Origin of the sequence: Pseudoalteromonas sp. AS71 (assembly GCF_038900275.1) — a bacterium.
Classification (GTDB): Bacteria; Pseudomonadota; Gammaproteobacteria; order Enterobacterales; family Alteromonadaceae; genus Pseudoalteromonas.
Genome location: NZ_JBBMQZ010000015.1, coordinates 37592 through 55377 on the forward strand (window position 1 = coordinate 37592; position 17786 = coordinate 55377).

A 17786-nucleotide genomic window follows, 5' to 3' on the forward strand; every position below is an offset into this window, starting at 1 on the left:
CGACTAACCTTAAATAGTTCTAGAGATCCCACGCATCAGAAACAAATAAATAACCTTGTCCCCATACAGTTTTTATACGATATGGCTTATCGCTGTTATCGCCTAATTTTTTACGAATGCGTGATACGCGTACATCCACAGTTCTATCAAGTCCATCATATTGGCGGCCAATCATATGTTGGTGCACATGTTCTCGACTTAGTACTTCACCTGCATTTGACGCTAATAGCCATAGTAACTCAAACTCGTGCGAAGTTAATACAATCTCCGAATCACTTAGTTTTACAATACGACTTGTTTTATCAATAACTAAATCACCAAACTGGAGCTCTTCACTTGATTTTACTATCGGTTGTCCACGACGCAGTAATGCATTGATCCGCGCTAGTAATACACGTGGCTCTGCTGGTTTTATTACATAATCATCAGCGCCAAGCTCTAAGCCAAGTACTTGGTCGAAATCCTCACCTTTAGCAGTCAACATTAAAATTGGTAGAGTAAATTTATCTCTTACTTGGCGGCAAACGCTAAAGCCATCTTTACCTGGCAGCATAACATCTAAAATCATTAAATCGGGTGTATTATTCTCTAGGTAATTAAACACTTCGTCACCGCGGTCTAACACATCGACTTCAAGGCCATTATGTTCAAGGTAATCTTTTGTTAGTTGTTGTAAACCTAGATCATCTTCAACAAGTAAAATTTTTGGCATTAGTTGCTCCTAAATTAAAAAAAGCTCCACGGAGAGCGAAGCCTACGCCTATTTTTTTTAGCATGGGCGCTTTGTACTTCAACTTGTGTCTTAGCTAATAACACACCCGTATGAGGATTGATTAAGGAGTATATGGTCTCCACCTGAACACGCGCTTTATAATTAAATTGCCCAGAAAGTTGTTGCTCCCAGCATTGAAGCAGTCGCTCTTGCTGATACAAACAGACATCACTATAGGCGTTTAATTGCCACTCAAATTGTAAATCAAGATCGCAAAAACCCTGCTGTTCAGAGACGACGCAGACTTTTGGAGAAACGCTAAAAAAAGGGGTTTGTGCCACACTAAAACCACTAAAAAAAGTGGTAATAAACACAACTAATATTGAATACTTCATATTAAAAAGTACGATCGAATCCTATAAATGCAGTCATTGAATAAGTACGTTCAAAGAGCGGACTGCCATCCATAGCCGAATAGTCGTAATATGCTACATGAAAACGAAGAGAGTCAGCCTTACTCAGTGGCCAACGGGCGTCGATTTTAGCATAAGGTTGCCAACTACTACCAACGTCTATTTTGCCAAATTGAGTTTCACCCTCATTAAGTCCATAAAAATAGCTATTTAGTTCCGCAGATTTATAGTTTATTCCAAGTGTTGGCTTTATTTTGAGCTTTCCTATCACAGTATGATACTGCCACTGCAATGCTGCGCGTACACCTCGATAAACATCGGTTATATCATGCAGGGCCTGAACCGAAAAAACTTGGTCCTCATTTACATAATGATATGCAATACCCGCATCCAGTGCAATTTGCCGTTTATGTAAATTATCAATATCAACATAGCGAGTGGACGAGGCTTCATCTTGCATTACGAACTGATTGTTGAGGGCACTACTTTGTAGTGTAAATATATTTTTAGGGTGCCAGTCTATAAAAAAGCGTGACTCAGAATTGAGTTCACCAACTAGATTAAAGTGATGCTTAGGGGTTTGCAAAAATGAATAACCAAGACGGCCATTATCAAAAAACCATTGCTCTGCATAAAACGCAATTTGTGGAATAAGCACGAGCGGAATATTATCTCCACCATGCAAAGGGTTGGTTATAACTCCAGCCCCCACGCTTAAACTCAAATGCAGACGGTCGGTTATTATGTCTTGCTCTGAATAATCGTCAACATGCTTGCTTGCCTGTGTTGCTTGCACCGAAAGACAAACAAATAAAGTGCTAAAACATAGAGCTGTTAATAATGAGAAGGCATACCGCATCAGCGTAAATCAAAGTATCAAAATAAGAGAGTTCCCCATACTAGCAAGGTCTTTTTAAACTAGCTCTAGCTGGTTACAATTATTCACAATTTGTATACAAAAATGTTAACTTTTATGTTTCTGCAGGCTATTTATCTTTCGGAAGTTATACTTTGAGATACTTAGAAAATCAGATGCTGCGATGAAATACAGATATCTAAATAAAGGCAGCTAGAAACTAACGCGTTACAGCCAGCTTTATTACCCATGAAACCTAATAGTTTAACGAGATTGATATTTGATAAAAAACTCAAATTAAGTGACTTTAAACCTGATAAATAGCTCCAGATACTTATTAAATATCTGGAGCTATTTCTATTCGGTTTCGTCCATGTGTTTTAGCGATATATAAAGCTCTATCTGCTCGCTCAACTAAAACGGAGCTATTGGTAAATGGGCGTAAAATCGCTAAACCAAAACTTGCTGAAATAGCTCGTTTTGCAGTTACATCATGCTTTTTACGAATCACCAGTTTTGCAATTGCTAAACGAATACAATCGGCAAACGCTATTATATCGTTAATAGTGTCAAAGTAGGCTGTTATGCAAAACTCCTCGCCACCATATCTATACACGTTTGCAGCTTCCGTTGTATTCTCTCTCACTTTTTTAGCAACTAACCTAAGTACTTCGTCACCCTTTTGATGGCCAAAATCATCGTTAAAGCGCTTAAAGTGATCAATATCAAACATAATAAGGACGGCAAGAGAGTCTTCTTGCGCTTGCTCTGAATATTCAAAGCAAAAATTTACAATATCAGAATCAAACTTACCTCGGTTATAAAAACCCGTAAGTGTATCGGTATCGGCTGCTTCTTTTGAAATATTGAGTGCTTCTTTTAAGTCTTTTATTTCATTGTAGGCAACGGCTAATTTAGTTTGAAATTCGCGAGCATAATCTTGCATTGCAATAGAATCGTCGGTTAAACGCTCAACACAACCTAATATCTCATTGTAAGAATTTACATCAACAAGCATATTTAATTCATTTTGAGAGTCAACCAAACTCGTCGTAAAGCTTTTGGAGTGATCAAGCGTGGTACTTATATCTTGCTGAACTTGCTCTATAGTTGTATGAAATTTTTCAGTCATTTCTTGAAAAAAAACGAGATCGTCTTGCGTTAAATGTTTGTCAAATATCTCTTTTGCTTTGTCTTGTGAACATGTTTGTTGCTGAGCAATAACGTGGTCTAACTCAGCATTTAGTGACGGTTTGTTTCCTTGAATATAACAGTACCAAATTGCATAGTTGATGGGAGTAACCGGCATTCGGTATTTTACCATCAAAGGAATCGCCTTTTTCAGGCATTGGGCAGAATGAGCAAGTGATACAGCGTGGTTCATAAATAAACTCTCAAGCGTCATTGTTTTTATTATTAGCGCTCAATGTTAAGTAATAGTAAACTTATACGCAACCTATATTCATACTATTTAACTAACTTGCTTATTCTCTGCGCGCATTAAATCGCTTTTGCATCTAAAGTTTGCGCAATATTCCACAAAGCGCTGATTGCAGGGTCATTTAACTCTTTCCTTAATACAGCCAAGCCAATATCAAACCCATCAGGAGCTTGCATTTTTGGTGTTAGTATTTGTACTTTATCTTGCAGCGGGCTGTTATCTAGCACTATTTTAGGAACCATTGCGACACCTAATCCTAAGCTCACCATAGATACCATCGCTTCGTGCCCAGCAACTTGTGCGTAAATTTTCCCGTGAATATTATTTTTGCGCCACCAGTGTTCTAACCTTTGGCGAGAAAAACCTTGTTCTGGCACAATAAATTCTAAATCAGACCAATTAATGTCATCACCATTCTGCGTTAGTTTTTGTGTGATCGGGCATTGAATTTTTGGTCCAATTAATAAAAGTGGAGAATGCCCTATATCTACAAAAGCAATTTGTGCCGGTAACTTATTTGGCTTAGCTGCAATTGCCATTAATTCATGTCCATCTAACACGCGGTTTATAGCAAGTGCAGGGTCGCCTGTATTTAATGTTATTTCTATATACTGATGCTGCGCACGTAGTTGCTCTAATATTTGATGTAAAAAACTATAAGATGCAGTAACCGAGCAATAAATACTTACTTTGCCGTAAATATGTTGTTGCGGGTCTTTTACATTCGTTTTAAAACGCTGCCAGTTAGCAAGCGTCGCTGTGGCGTAATCAATAAACGATTCACCTTCACGCGTTAATTTAACACTGCGGTTATCGCGTACAAATAATGCAACACCTACCTCTTCTTCCAAGTGTTTTATATTGCGGCTCAAAGTGGGCGCGCTTATGTGACAAAGTTCGCTTGCGCGCCCAAAGTGGAGTGTTTTAGCCAGCGCTAAAAAGTAGTTTAAATGTTTATGATCCATGTCAAACCCAGCATTTCATATTATGAAACACTTTAATTCAAATATATCATTTTACGCAAGCAACGATTTTACATATGGTGTTTGTAAGCGTAATAAACTTTGCGCATCTAACAAACATGACTTTATAGGACACTAACAATGGCGAATTATTTCAATACCTTACCTTTACGCGAGCAATTAGCGCAATTAGCGCAATGTGAATTTATGGACGCAGGCGAATTTGCCGATGGCGTTGACGCACTTAAAGGTAAAAAACTAGTTATTGTAGGCTGTGGCGCACAAGGTTTAAACCAAGGCTTAAACTTACGTGACTCTGGTTTAGATGTTTCTTACACATTACGCGCATCAGCTATTTCTGAGCGTCGCCAATCATTTTTAAATGCATCTGAAAACGGCTTTACTGTTGGCACTTACGAAGAACTAATCCCAACAGCTGATGTAGTACTTAACCTAACGCCAGATAAACAACATACCGCTGTAGTAAGTGCAATTATGCCACTTATGAAAAAAGACTCTACCCTTGCTTACTCTCATGGCTTTAATATCGTTGAAGAAGGCATGCAAGTACGCGAAGATATTACTGTAATCATGGTTGCGCCTAAGTGTCCTGGTTCTGAAGTACGTGAAGAATACAAGCGCGGTTTTGGTGTGCCAACTTTGATCGCAGTTCACCCAGAAAATGACCCTCAAGGTCTTGGTTTAGCACAAGCTAAAGCGTATGCAGCGGGTACGGGTGGTCATCGCGCAGGTGTACTTAAATCATCATTTATTGCTGAAGTTAAGTCTGACCTAATGGGCGAACAAACCATTTTATGTGGCATGTTACAAACTGGCTCTATTTTATGTTTTGATAAAATGATAGAAAAAGGCGTTGATGCGGGTTACGCATCAAAACTAATTCAATATGGTTGGGAAGTAATTACCGAAGCACTTAAGTACGGCGGCGTTACAAACATGCTTGACCGCCTTTCAAACCCTGCAAAAGTAAAAGCGTTTGAACTAAGTGAAGAGCTAAAACTAATTATGCGTCCACTTTATAATAAGCATCAAGATGACATCATCGACGGCACTTTCTCACGCACTATGATGGAAGACTGGAATAACGATGACGTAAACTTACTTAAATGGCGTAGCGAAACAGCAGAAACTAACTTTGAAAAGACTCCTGCTGGCGATGTAGAAATCTCAGAACAAGAATTTTTTGATAACGGTATTTTAATGGTAGCAATGGTTAAAGCGGGTGTTGAACTTGCATTTGAAACCATGACAGCAGCTGGCATTATCGAAGAGTCAGCTTACTACGAGTCATTACACGAAACGCCATTAATCGCCAATACGATTGCGCGTAAAAAGCTTTTTGAAATGAACCGTACTATCTCTGATACTGCAGAATACGGCTGTTATTTATACAACCATGCATGTTTAACATTACTTGCTGATTTTATGAAAAACGTTGATACAGACATCATTGGTAAAGGCCTTGGCGAGCACAGTAACCAAGTTGATAACCAAACATTAATTCAAATCAATGCCGCACTGCGTGAACACCCTGTTGAAAAAGTAGGTGCTAAATTACGTGGCTACATGTCAGCAATGAAAAAAATTGTTTAACCCTAAACAATAAAAGTTTCGCTTGTTAGAAACCAAGCCCGTATGCTTTTTGCATGTGGGCTTTTTTATGCTTGTTAATAAAACTTTAACCAATCTGGTATATCTTTGCTTATTCTGCTTAGCCAATATTTAGTTCCAAATAAATAATGTGCTAATATGTTTTTCTATTTAGTTGTAAAATTAATTAATATCATGACGATAAAAAATCTTTCGATCACTCAAAAAATCACAGCTTTAGGCAGTGTTATTGCTATATGCGTAGCCGCACTGATTGGTTTGACTTCCCTACACAGCTCAGAGGATATTATCGAGCGACGTATGATTGAGTCAGAGCTTCCTAGTAAACTGCAAACAATCAGCAATCACATAGGCGGTGAAATCAACGAGTTACTCGGTGCTGCTCAGCAACTATCATCAAACGAATTTATTTTACAATGGGCTCAATCAAACAACCAAGACGATACATTACTATTAAAAGAATTAAATCGCGTTGCCCAGCAATACGATTTAGCCACAGCATCTTGGGCAAATAGAGACACCGCAAAGTACTGGAACCAGAATGGTTTTTTGCGTGTGTTAAAAAACGATGCAGCCGATGGCTGGTTCTTTGCTTTTAAGCAATCAAAACAACCTTACTCTATCAGTATTTATCAAGAGTCAGCCAATGATGTGAAAATGTTTGTAAATCATCAGCAGGCTAATGGTACTGGTTTAGCAGGTCTTGCAAAAAGCATCACTGATATGCAAAAGCTATTACAGCAATTTAAAATTGAGCAAACAGGCTTTGTATTCATTGCAGATAAAAGTGGATTGATTCAGCTTCATAAAGATGCAAGTAAAGTAGCTAAAGCAAATATTGATGATTTATATACTGCAAATATTCACAGTCAACTATTTAATAGTAATGGCTTTGCACTAGAAGAAATCAATTTAAATGGTGAACCGACACTCGTTGCTGCTATGCCGATTAAAAACACCGACTTATATGTTGTAGCCCAAGTGCCAAAAAGTGAAGTTTTCGCAAGCGTAAATACCCTGCAATGGCAAATATTTACTTTTACGGTAATTACAGCATTGGTTGCCAGTTTAATCAGTTACTTGCTTGCTCGCTCACTTTCATCTCCACTTTCTAAAATGGCTGAGTTATTTTCACGCTTAGGCTCAGGCGATGCAAATTTAGCATATCGCTTACCAGAATCGAGCCAACCAGAGCTTAACAATCTAAGTAATGGCTTCAATCAGTTTATTAATAAAATAGAGGTAGCTATTACTCAGGTTGCCAGCGAAAGCCACGATATTCGTCAAAGTTCTGATCATGTATTTGAACAAGCAAAACGAAACTCTCAAGCAATAGACAACCAAAAAGAGCAAACAATATCTGTCGCAGCAGCAATCAACGAAATGGGCGCTACAGTACAAGAAATAGCGCAAAGCGCAGCAAATACAGCAAAGTTAACCGATAACAGTCGCGAAAACACCATTCAAAGTCACAAACAAGTGCTCCAAAGCCAAGCAACTATATCAGCCCTTGCCAGCGATATTGATGGCATAACAGAGCAAGTTACTTTGCTTTCTAAAAAAACGGTTGATATAGCAAGTATTGTTGACTCAATTAGAGGCATATCGGATCAAACTAACCTGCTTGCTTTAAATGCTGCAATTGAATCTGCTCGCGCTGGTGAACACGGGCGCGGTTTCGCTGTTGTTGCTGATGAAGTACGTGCACTGGCAAACCGCACATCGCAATCAACCACCGAAATTCAATCTATGATTGAAGAACTTACAAGAATATCTGAAGATGTAGTTAACGATATTGGTCAATCGAAAGATAAAGCACAGCAAAGCGTTGGTGCTATGCAAAACTCAGTAGAATTGCTCGATACGATAACCGAAACAGCCAATCAAATTAACGATATGGCTACGCTCATAGCGACTGCAACTGAGCAGCAAAGTAACGTGGTTGCCGATGTAAGTCGTAATATTGAGCAAATTAGCGAAATTAGCGATAAAGCTATGAGCGAACAAATCAATACAGAGCAAGCTATTAGAGACTTAGCAAACAGCGCACAAACACTTGATGCACTTGTAGCGACCTTTGAAAAACACCGCTAAGTAGTAAGTAGCTATAAAACTGTATGTTTACCGTGAGCAAAGGCTATAATCAATGGTAGTTTTTGCTCACAACGAATATGCTTAATTTGAACAAGTTAAGCGCTTTCAATAGTGCCGCTATTAAATGCTAAAACGTACGCTTCCTTTTTGGCCCTGGAGAGCTTTTTTAATTGATATTCAAGCTTACTTGCTTCACTTTTGTTGCCCACTTGTTGTTGATGAATAAGTAAAAGCGGCCCTTTGCCTCTAAGGTTTTTAGCCCCTTTCCCTGCTTGATGAGTTGCAAAGCGTTTTTCAACATTAGTCGTGATCCCTGTGTACCAATGACCAAATCGTGTTTCAACTATATATAAAAACCAAGTAGACTCAGCTTTTAAAATATTCGTTTCAATGTGTTGTAAACTTTTTTCATTATTAGTGGTCAAAACATTACCTTAACGCCCTTAACATAAAACAATTGCTTAAAAGGGTTTTACCTTCAGTGACTAATCGGTATCATGCAGATTATAAAAAATAAGGATCACAACTAACAATGCAGTCGTTAAAAACTTTTTCTCTTTGGCTTATCGTTGCTTTAACACTTAGCTCAGCAGCTGGTTGCTCTAGCTGGGTATACCGAATTAACATCCCACAAGGCAACTTTTTAGAGCAGTCGGATGTTGAAAAACTTCGTATAAATATGACCCGAGAGCAAGTTATTTATGTATTAGGTAGACCTATTGCCGAGGACGCCTTTGATAACAATACTTGGCGCTATATTTACAGCTTTAATAAAGGCCGTAAAAACGAACAAAATAAAGAGTTAGTAATTAACTTTGAAAATGAAAAGTTAGTTTCAATCTCAGGTGATTATGATCAACCTGAAAACTTTACTACACCGCTAGAGCAATAAACGTCTCAAGTAGTAAAAAAGGTGAGCATGGCTCACCTTTTTTATTGGTTTACTTAAAAAGCTTTTACCATTTTAACCACGTTAGCGTGTGATTTAATCTGTTAAACGGTTCGAGGTTTATGCCTATAGGTATTACTTCTCGAGTGGGCGACCGCCCGTTATTTTATTTGCACGCCCCTCTTCTTTTGCTTTTTCTGCACGTTTTCTGCGAGCATCTTTAGGGTCTGCAATTAATGGCCGGTATATTTCTATACGATCACCGTCTTTTAATTCATAGTTAGCTTTTACAGTTCGATTCCACACACCTAACGTTAGCGATGTGGCATCAATTTCCGGACACTTTTCTATAATACCTGACTGAATAACAGCTTGCTCTACTGTAGTCCCTTGTGGCACTTCAATTGATAAGCACGTGGCTGTGGTCGGTAATGCAAAGACTACCTCAACATTAATCATACTCGCGCTCCATAAACCTGTTTTGCACGCTGAGTAAATGCACTCACCATATTTTTTGCTACATCGTTAAAAATCTTTCCAAAGGCAAGCTCTATTAACTTACTTGAAAATTCAAACTCGAGGTGCAAATGAACCTTACATGCTTTGGCGTCAAGCTCTTGAAAATGCCAGCGCCCTTTTAACGTCTTAAACGGACCATCAACAAGGCGTAGTAACACGGTTTGTTCATCAACAAAGGTGTTTTCGGTGGTAAACCACTTTTTTATACCCGCCTTAGATATTTCTAAACTCGCGGTCATGTTATTATCGTGCTGTGAAACAATTTTTGAATCTGAGCAATTTGGTAAAAACTGTGAATAAGCTTCTACATCATTAACTAGATCAAACATCTCTTTAGTGCTGTACATAACCAGCGCACTTTTTTCTATTTGTGGCATACTCACTCCCAACTGTGTGGGCGAATTTTAGCAAGCTTTGCGCGTTTCCCCAAATTTTCATGCAGCTTAAATTAAAGCTAAATTTTTAAAAGCATTATTAAAAAAATCGATGTAAAACATCTCACATTACGTATATTATAGGGCACTATGGCTAAGAAAAATTCATCAAAATCGACAAGTAATACCATCGCGCTAAACAAAAAAGCGCGACATGAGTATTTTTTACACGATAAGTTTGAAGCAGGTATTGAACTACAAGGCTGGGAAGTTAAAAGTATCCGAGCTGGTAAAGTAAATATCACAGAAACTTATATTCATCTTAAAAATGGCGAAGCATTTTTACTTGGCAGTCAGATTCAGCCACTTATTAGTGCCTCGACCCATGTAATTTGCGACCCGCTACGTTATCGTAAATTGCTATTAAGCAGACGCGAACTTGACCGTTTATTCGGTGCTACAGAGCGCGATGGCTATTCTTTAATAGCTACAGCGATGTACTGGAAAAACTGCTGGGTAAAACTTGAGTTTCATCTAGCAAAGGGTAAAAAGCTACACGACAAACGCGAAGACGGTAAAGATAAAGACTGGTCGCGTGAAAAAGAACGCTTAATGAAGCATAAAGCATAAATAAAAACGCCTAATTTATTAGGCGTTTTTAATTTCACCTATATAAAAACTCAAATAATACCAGCTCGCTCAATTAAGTAATCTACTTTGAAATAAGAAAATTGTATCGATAACAAGACAAAACTTGTTATACCAATCTGCTTATATATGGGGTCTATTTAACGTTAAGAAATTACGCTAGAACTAGGCAAAAATTTTTATATCTAGTTGTTCTAAATAAAAAATTTTTAACGATGTTATAATGCAATTTAATTCGTTAAATTGATCAAAGATTTATGCAGGTTGGTATTACTTAGCCATTCTCAGCAATTGCTCCTGCATTACCCTACCTCCTGTATCTACACAGTCGTAAATCAGAAAGTTTCAACGCTTTTAGCATCAGCTTCCCCGCTCAAGTTAAAAGCAGATAAAACAAAAATTTTTAATTTATAGAAATAAATTATTACAAATTATTTTGATCATTAGCAACTCCACACATGGCTTCATCTAGCTATATAACAATTATTAAGTCTATGTCCTATTCACGCTTAGTTTCACCTAGAAAAAAGTCTAAATAAGGTTATAAAACCCACAAAAAAGCATTGAAACTAATACTTAAATCACAAATTAAGCTAATTGCTAACACTTAAGTTACATGATATTAATACTCGCGCTTGTTAAGCAAATAATTTTATAATATATCAACAAGGACTTAAGGATGAAGCAATCAACTGCATTTACACCAAGCATTATTGTGGGCGCAACACTCGCATTATCAGCAGGTTTTACAACAACGGCTTACGCAGCTGAAGAAGCTAAAAAAGTAGAGCGAATTCAGGTTACTGGTTCTCGTATTAAGCGAACGGATATTGAAGGGCCTTCTCCGGTACAATCGATCGGTAGAGCTGAAATCGAAAACATGGGTTACGATAACTTGCAGCAGCTTCTAGAAAGAATGCCTGTAGCAGGTAGCGGTACTTTCTCTACTCGTGGTAACAACCAAGATTCAACCGCTAACGGTTCAGCTGCAGTAAGCTTACGAGGGTTAGGAGCCGATGCAACACTCGTACTGATCAATGGCCGCCGTGTATCAATTAGTGCCTTTGCTGAAGGTATCACCAACTCATTTGTAGATATAAACAGTATCCCTGTTTCTGCTATTGAGCGCATAGATATACTCAAAGATGGCGCATCAGCAATCTACGGCTCAGATGCAGTAGCGGGTGTAGTTAACGTTATTTTAAAGAAAGATATTGATGGTGTTGAGATTAACCTAGGCTATGGCGGTACGGATGGTCCAAATTATGAAGAAACAACAGCAAGCCTAGTTTGGGGTACTACAAGCGAAAAAAGTAGTGCATCTGTTATTATCGATTACTTTAAAAACACATCTCTTTCTTCTGATGAAATGGGCAGCCTTGGCACTGCAAACCAAGCACCTTATGGTGGTGAAGATTTCCGTTCATCTCGTGGCTTTCCGGGCTACTTTTACGTAGATGGCGTTAAAACAATCGACCCTGCCTGTCCTGCTGAAAATGCAACTTCAAGTGGTAGCTGTTTATTTGATTACGGCCCATATGGATATGTTGCCCCAGCATCTGAGCGTGTAGGCGCTATTTCACAATTTGAATATCGCTTTGATAACGGCATTACTGGCTTTTTAGAAATGGCTGTTCAGCATAATAGCTCTGTCGCTGCTGGTGCACCAACACCACTTGATGAAGATGCAGGCCTTACTGTACCCGCTAGTCATCCAAACAATCCATTTGGCGAAGATATTCAAATTGGTCGCTACCGTACAGTAGATGCTGGTGCTCGCCAATGGGACATTGAGTCAGATACCTTACGCTTTGTTGCAGGGTTGAAGGGCGAAATAAACGATTGGAGCTGGGAGACTGCGGTACAAAAAGGTCGCAGTAAATCACTACAAACTGGCGATCGTACACAAGGCTGGGTACGCACCGATTTCTTACAACAAGAAATTGATGCCGGTAACTATAATCCATTCGGTGGCACATATAACGACCCTGCTGTAATTGACAGAATCACAACCAGCTTAGTACGTCGCGGTGAGTCTCATATGACCTCTTTTGACGCAAACATTACAGGTGAAGCGTTTAGTTTTGGTGGCGAAGCTGTAATGATGGCCGCCGGTATTGAGTACCGTGAAGAAGATGTAAATGATATCCCTGATGATCAATTTCAACGTGGCTTAATATTTGGTACTGAATCAGTATCAGCTTCTGCTGATCGTGAACAATACGCTGCATATGTTGAATTCTCAATCCCGCTTGCTGAAAACCTCGAACTACAATTAGCAGGTCGTTACGATGATTATAGCGACTTTGGTACAACAACAAATCCAAAAATAGCTCTGCGCTGGGCACCAACTGACGAAGTAACTGTTCGTGGTTCTTGGGCGCAAGGCTTTAGAGCGCCTTCGCTAGCGCAAATAGGCTTAGGTCCGTCGCAAAAAAGCCAATTCTTTGTTGATACGCAGCGCTGTGAACAAACGGGATTAGATTGCCAAGCACTTGATTACAACATTGAGTTCTCTGGTAACCCTGATTTACAAGCAGAAGAGTCAGAATCATGGAACGTGGGCGTTATCTGGGCACCTACAGCTGAGTTTGGTTTAAGTGTTGATGTATGGAGTATTACTCAAGATAACAAAATCGATGAAGAAGAATTTGGTCCTATTTATGCAGCAGAATGCGGTAACCAAAATAGTACTGTATGTGTTCGTTTAGCCCCTACAGGCGGTGCAAGCTTAGGCACAATACAAAAAATACACAGCACATTTAAAAATTTATCATCGCAGGAAGTATCTGGTGTTGATGTTTCAGCAAACTATAACCACTCTCTTGATGACTTAGGTTTACTTAAGTTTAATCTAGAGTGGGCATATCAAGATAAGTTTGAAAAAGATGGTCGTGATTACACGGGTGAATATGGCTACCCAGAGCATCGCTTTATTTTCTCAACCAACTGGGAAATTGGTGAGTTTAACACCAATGTCAATATCAGTTATGTAGGTGAATTTGAAGATACACCTGATATCGACTTTGATGGCAATTTAGACTTTGATAGCAATACTTCACGTATGATTGACTCGCAAACGCTTGTTGATTTACAAACGTCGTACCGTATTACTGAGTCAGCTAAAATATCTTTAGGTGTTAATAACTTATTTGATGAAGAGCCACCATTTGCAATTGGTGATGGCGATGGCGATTTATACGGTTATGCATCAGCTGTGCATAACCCTCGTGGCCGCTACTTGTACACTAAAGTAAGCTTTTCTTTCTAAATAAAAGACACAAAAAAACCGCCAATTGGCGGTTTTTTTATTTAAAACTAAGGGCTAGATTATAGCTCGCCTTCGTTTTCAGATAAGAACTTAGCAACGCCTTCAGGGCTTGCGTCCATACCTTTTTTACCTTCAGTCCAACCAGCAGGACATACTTCACCGTGCTCAGTGTGGAACGCTAACGCGTCAACCATGCGAAGCATTTCGTCGATGTTACGACCTAGTGGTAAATCGTTCACTACTTGATGACGTACATTGCCTTCTTCGTCGATTAAGAATGAACCACGAAATGCAACACCCGCTTCTGGATGCTCAACGTCATACGCTTTACAAATTTCGTGTTTAACGTCTGCAACTAGTGCGTATTGAACTTTACCAATACCGCCGTCTGCAACAGCAGTGTTACGCCATGCGTTATGTGAGAATTGTGAATCGATAGAAACACCAATTACTTCTACGCCACGCTTTTGAAACTCTTCAAAACGCTTATCAAATGCAATAAGTTCAGAAGGACATACAAACGTGAAATCTAGTGGGTAAAAGAAGATAACTGCTTTTTTACCTTTAATGGTTTCATGAAGATTATAGCTATCTACAATTTCACCGTTACCAAGAACAGCTGCAGCGGTAAAGTCTGGTGCCTGGCGGCCTACTAATACACCCATTTTATTCTCCAAATATTTTGAGTTTGTTTTCAATTGCTTTCGCAATGCTGGTACTTATATGGGCGCTAAAAATTAAAAACCAATAGCGCATACATATAATTAATTGGCATTCTAAAGTTATTCACCACAAAAGAACAATCGCATTTAACGATGTGAGCAATCGAAAATAACGAACACTTACAACTTGCACAAATTTGCTTGAATAATATGTCTATTTTGAAATGTAAACTGCGTTGTAATTAGATAGAGCTTTGGACGTTTCTGAAGAAGAGTCAGTACGTTAAATTGTTTAAAAAATCATATAATGTGGTATTAATTTTTACAGATACAAAAAAACCTGCAAATGCAGGTTTCTCGTTTAGATTTAATCCATTATATCTGAGGGCATATCGCCACGGATTTTTTGCCAAATCTCACCTGTTTGATGACCGTATTTACGCATCATCGAAATAGCACCATCGTGCTCTTTATTTTCTGCCAAAATTGTTAAATCTTTATAAAACTGACGAGCAAGTTCACGAGTTCCGGCATCAGAGAAATAATGACAACCAATCTTTGAATAAAAGCCTCTAAAACCGTTGAGTATTAATACATAAATACGGTTATTACCCGCAACGGCTAATTCGTGATGAACTTTATAATCGTAGTCAGCAAATGCCTGCGCAGTGTCTTCTAGCTCATGGCTTTGTGATAAAATTTCAATTACACGTTCAGGATTTAACTTAATTGCAGCACGTGTATAAATAGCACTAATATTAGTACGTGCAGATAAAAGCTGATCTGTCAGCTCTGGCATCTTGTCTTCATCTAAGCGCGCTAATGTTTCAAGAATATTTAAGCCTGACGTTTCCCAAAAGTTATTTACTTTTGTCGGTTTACCATGCTGAATTGTTAACCAACCATCACGTGCTAAACGCTGTAATACTTCTCTCAAGGTCGTTCTTGTAACACCAATTAACTCTGAAAGTTCTCGCTCGGCAGGTAGAATTGAACCTGGAGGGAAATCGCCGTTCCAAATAGATTCAACTATATATTCTTCAGCAAATCCTGCTGGGCTTTTCGCTTTAAAAATTCTCATCCAGTTCCCACTCGAATTAATCAACACTCATCGTTTTACACGAATAACTGACTGATTGTACCAGACGAAGCATAACTAACAAGTAAAGTCAGGTATATTAATAAGCAAATGAGTAGAAATTAAAGATTAATAAATAATAAAATTTATATTTTTATAATTTAGCTAAACTGCACAGTTCTACTGGTAATATTCATCGTAGGTACATTGTTATTTGTTATGTATTAATGAGGCCTAATAGATCATCATGTCGCCCCTATTGGGGCATTACCGAGTAGTCACTAATTCCATCTTAAAAAAAGTGACTTCGGTAGCTTTTTTTTCCTTTTTGTTGCTGCATACTTTATCCTGCGTCATAATCTAACGTCTTATTAAAACGCGGAATTTTTATGAACTGGCTTGCGCAATTACCCACCCAACGTACCCCATGGCTTTTATTTACAGCCATCGTTTTTTTACTGGAAGTGACCGCTCTTTTCTTTCAATACCAAATGGGGTTAGCGCCTTGCATAATGTGCATATACCAACGCACCGCTGTACTAGGCTTATTAGGTGCAGGAATTATAGGTTCGACTAAACCACAGAGCAAAACAGTTCGTATACTTGCGTATGTAATTTGGGGGGTATCGAGTGTTTGGGGATATTTAATTGCTCGCGAACATATTGATATGCAAACCACCACAGATCCTTTTGCATTCAGCTGTGAGTTTGAGCCAAACTTCCCGTCATTTATGCCGTTACATGAATGGATACCTAGCTTTTTTCAAGCGACCGGGGATTGTGGAAATATAGATTGGCAATTTGTTGGTTTGAGCATGCCTGCTTGGATGGTAATTATATTTGGGGTTTTCTCACTAACACTATTTATTATAGTTATTGGCCGTTTATTAATTAAAAAGTCGATTTGATATGTTTACATTTTTTTCAAGCCAATTAGATGAGCTTAAACATCTAAAAGTACGCAAGCGTCAGGACGTAATAGCACTTTCGTTAAGTATGCTATCGCCAATAGATAAAGTTTTACTACGTATTATAAAATTATTGTTACTTAGCCCATTATTTTTAATATTTACGGTATTTGAAGGCTGGATATTAATCCCTTTTTTGATACTTGGTGGGCTTTGCTATCCGCTACTAACAACACCTATTGAAATTAACTTTGCTAAAAAGCACTTAAGCGATGCGCTAAAACAACTTAATCAGGGCGTATAACGCCCTGATTATTCCTTACTCGCTTTAAAGTGATATTTTTCCTTCTAATTTGGCTAATAGTTTTTTACCAATTCCTTTAACTTGTGATAAATCACTGACGCTTTTAAATTCGCCGTTTTCCTCTCGGTAATCCACAATTGCCTGCGCTTTTTTCTTACCTATGCCAGGTAGCTTAGCCAGCATATCTGCATCTGCATTATTTATACTAATTGTCTCAACATGAGGCATTTGCTTAGTTACTTCCGATAATTGTGCATATACGGTAGTTGCAGGTAGTAGGCATAATAAGCTTATAATTAATAAATTTTTTAACGTTTTCATCAAACTTGTCCTTATTCTTCTTTTCTTAATTTTGAATGTTGCTCAGGAAAACTAAAAAATAAGGAACTGTAAAGCTCATCACTTAAAGTGTACCTAAACGCATTATCACTATGATCCGAAATCCTGAAAATGCAGCTGGTACAACAAAGTGATTGCTTAACTAAAGTAAAGTTACCGTTTTTTGTCAAATTTAAGACACCTAAAAATTAATACTTCGCGCTTGCAAATTTACGCCCAAACCATTACTGTACATAAAAACAGTAATCTAATGGTTTTTACAAACCACGGTGCCAAGCAATTTTGCAGGAGAAATCATGGCTGTTGTTGTTAAATATGTTGTAGAACGAAACGGAGTCGAGCGTATGACGTTTACTACCAAAAAAGAAGCTGATGCTTATGACAAGATGCTCGATATAGCAGAATCACTTGAGCTAATGCTAGAAAAGGTAGACGTACCGCTTAGTGAGCAACAAATTGAATCACTTGCTTTAGAAATAGCGAAAAGCAAAGATGACTTTATGACCATACTAAAGGGCGGTAAAGATCCAGTTGTTACCAAAGCACCAGCAAAAAGTAAAAAGTCAGATAACGTTGCATCAATTGAAGATAACAACGATAAAAAAGCAAGTTAACTCGTAGATTGCCCTTTCCTCGGACGGGACAAACTAAATAAAAAAGGGAGCAACTAAGTTGCTCCCTTTT

At 38.3% G+C, this 17786-nt stretch carries 19 protein-coding genes; 8 read left to right on the forward strand and 11 right to left on the reverse strand.

Annotation, left to right across the window (positions count from 1 at the left end; genetic code table 11):
- Positions 1–19 precede the first annotated feature (19 nt).
- From WNY98_RS12430 to ilvY, 5 genes are all read right to left on the reverse strand, one after another.
- A complete protein-coding gene (locus WNY98_RS12430; RefSeq protein WP_076924494.1) occupies positions 20–712 on the reverse strand; it encodes a response regulator in 693 nt (230 codons plus the stop codon).
- A 14-nt stretch (positions 713–726) separates the two neighbouring features.
- A complete protein-coding gene (locus WNY98_RS12435; RefSeq protein WP_342875941.1) occupies positions 727–1107 on the reverse strand; it encodes a DUF3019 domain-containing protein in 381 nt (126 codons plus the stop codon).
- A gap of 1 nt (position 1108) precedes the next feature.
- On the reverse strand, positions 1109–1921 hold the full coding sequence (locus WNY98_RS12440) for a MipA/OmpV family protein (protein WP_024599173.1): 813 nt from the start codon (positions 1919–1921) through the stop codon (positions 1109–1111).
- 397 nt (positions 1922–2318) lie between these two features.
- Positions 2319–3365, reverse strand: a complete 1047-nt coding sequence (locus WNY98_RS12445; protein WP_171972317.1) for a GGDEF domain-containing protein — start codon at positions 3363–3365, stop codon at positions 2319–2321.
- Between the two features lie 116 nt (positions 3366–3481).
- Positions 3482–4387, reverse strand: coding sequence for an HTH-type transcriptional activator IlvY (gene ilvY / locus WNY98_RS12450; protein WP_007584128.1), 906 nt, complete (start codon positions 4385–4387; stop codon positions 3482–3484).
- A gap of 138 nt (positions 4388–4525) precedes the next feature.
- On the opposite strand from ilvY, the gene ilvC reads away from it, so the two are divergent.
- Both ilvC and WNY98_RS12460 read left to right on the forward strand, forming a co-directional pair.
- Positions 4526–5998 carry a ketol-acid reductoisomerase gene (gene ilvC, locus WNY98_RS12455; RefSeq protein WP_342878046.1) on the forward strand — a complete coding sequence of 491 codons (1473 nt, stop codon included), beginning with the start codon at positions 4526–4528 and terminating at the stop codon, positions 5996–5998.
- A 192-nt stretch (positions 5999–6190) separates the two neighbouring features.
- Entirely contained in the window at positions 6191–8110 is a 1920-nt protein-coding gene (locus WNY98_RS12460) for a methyl-accepting chemotaxis protein (RefSeq protein WP_076924512.1), read from the forward strand.
- A gap of 95 nt (positions 8111–8205) precedes the next feature.
- Here WNY98_RS12460 and WNY98_RS12465 read toward each other — a convergent pair whose 3' ends face one another.
- Positions 8206–8535, reverse strand: coding sequence for a GIY-YIG nuclease family protein (locus WNY98_RS12465; protein ID WP_024599177.1), 330 nt, complete (start codon positions 8533–8535; stop codon positions 8206–8208).
- Positions 8536–8642: 107 nt separating this feature from the next.
- Between WNY98_RS12465 and WNY98_RS12470 the strand changes: the two genes are divergently transcribed.
- Complete coding sequence (locus WNY98_RS12470; RefSeq protein WP_024599178.1) at positions 8643–9002, forward strand: outer membrane protein assembly factor BamE; 360 nt, start codon at positions 8643–8645, stop codon at positions 9000–9002.
- A gap of 132 nt (positions 9003–9134) precedes the next feature.
- Here the strand turns inward: WNY98_RS12470 and WNY98_RS12475 are convergent, their stop codons facing one another.
- Both WNY98_RS12475 and WNY98_RS12480 read right to left on the reverse strand, forming a co-directional pair.
- Positions 9135–9458: an RnfH family protein gene (locus WNY98_RS12475; RefSeq protein WP_007584122.1), complete on the reverse strand. Its 324-nt coding sequence runs from the start codon at positions 9456–9458 to the stop codon at positions 9135–9137.
- Positions 9455–9895 carry a type II toxin-antitoxin system RatA family toxin gene (locus WNY98_RS12480; protein ID WP_007584120.1) on the reverse strand — a complete coding sequence of 147 codons (441 nt, stop codon included), beginning with the start codon at positions 9893–9895 and terminating at the stop codon, positions 9455–9457. The genes WNY98_RS12475 and WNY98_RS12480 overlap by 4 nt, the downstream gene beginning before the upstream one ends.
- Positions 9896–10042: 147 nt before the next feature.
- Here WNY98_RS12480 and smpB point away from each other — a divergent pair, with 147 nt between their 5' ends.
- Positions 10043–10522, forward strand: coding sequence for an SsrA-binding protein SmpB (gene smpB, locus WNY98_RS12485; RefSeq protein WP_024599180.1), 480 nt, complete (start codon positions 10043–10045; stop codon positions 10520–10522).
- 697 nt (positions 10523–11219) lie between these two features.
- Positions 11220–13811: a TonB-dependent receptor gene (locus WNY98_RS12490; RefSeq protein ID WP_197185685.1), complete on the forward strand. Its 2592-nt coding sequence runs from the start codon at positions 11220–11222 to the stop codon at positions 13809–13811.
- A gap of 59 nt (positions 13812–13870) precedes the next feature.
- Here the strand turns inward: WNY98_RS12490 and WNY98_RS12495 are convergent, their stop codons facing one another.
- Together WNY98_RS12495 and fadR are read right to left on the reverse strand one after the other, a co-directional pair.
- Positions 13871–14476, reverse strand: a complete 606-nt coding sequence (locus WNY98_RS12495) for a peroxiredoxin C (RefSeq protein WP_007378637.1) — start codon at positions 14474–14476, stop codon at positions 13871–13873.
- Between the two features lie 364 nt (positions 14477–14840).
- Positions 14841–15554: a fatty acid metabolism transcriptional regulator FadR gene (fadR, locus tag WNY98_RS12500; RefSeq protein ID WP_004335692.1), complete on the reverse strand. Its 714-nt coding sequence runs from the start codon at positions 15552–15554 to the stop codon at positions 14841–14843.
- Between the two features lie 386 nt (positions 15555–15940).
- Between fadR and dsbB the strand changes: the two genes are divergently transcribed.
- Both dsbB and WNY98_RS12510 read left to right on the forward strand, forming a co-directional pair.
- Positions 15941–16459 (forward strand): disulfide bond formation protein DsbB, encoded by a 519-nt coding sequence (gene dsbB / locus WNY98_RS12505; RefSeq protein WP_342878047.1) that lies wholly within the window; start codon positions 15941–15943, stop codon positions 16457–16459.
- Position 16460: 1 nt separating this feature from the next.
- Positions 16461–16763 (forward strand): DUF6170 family protein, encoded by a 303-nt coding sequence (locus WNY98_RS12510; protein WP_024599183.1) that lies wholly within the window; start codon positions 16461–16463, stop codon positions 16761–16763.
- A gap of 24 nt (positions 16764–16787) precedes the next feature.
- Here WNY98_RS12510 and WNY98_RS12515 read toward each other — a convergent pair whose 3' ends face one another.
- Positions 16788–17084, reverse strand: coding sequence for a helix-hairpin-helix domain-containing protein (locus WNY98_RS12515; protein ID WP_342878048.1), 297 nt, complete (start codon positions 17082–17084; stop codon positions 16788–16790).
- Between the two features lie 314 nt (positions 17085–17398).
- Here WNY98_RS12515 and WNY98_RS12520 point away from each other — a divergent pair, with 314 nt between their 5' ends.
- Positions 17399–17716: a YebG family protein gene (locus tag WNY98_RS12520; protein ID WP_007584105.1), complete on the forward strand. Its 318-nt coding sequence runs from the start codon at positions 17399–17401 to the stop codon at positions 17714–17716.
- Positions 17717–17786: the final 70 nt, after the last annotated feature.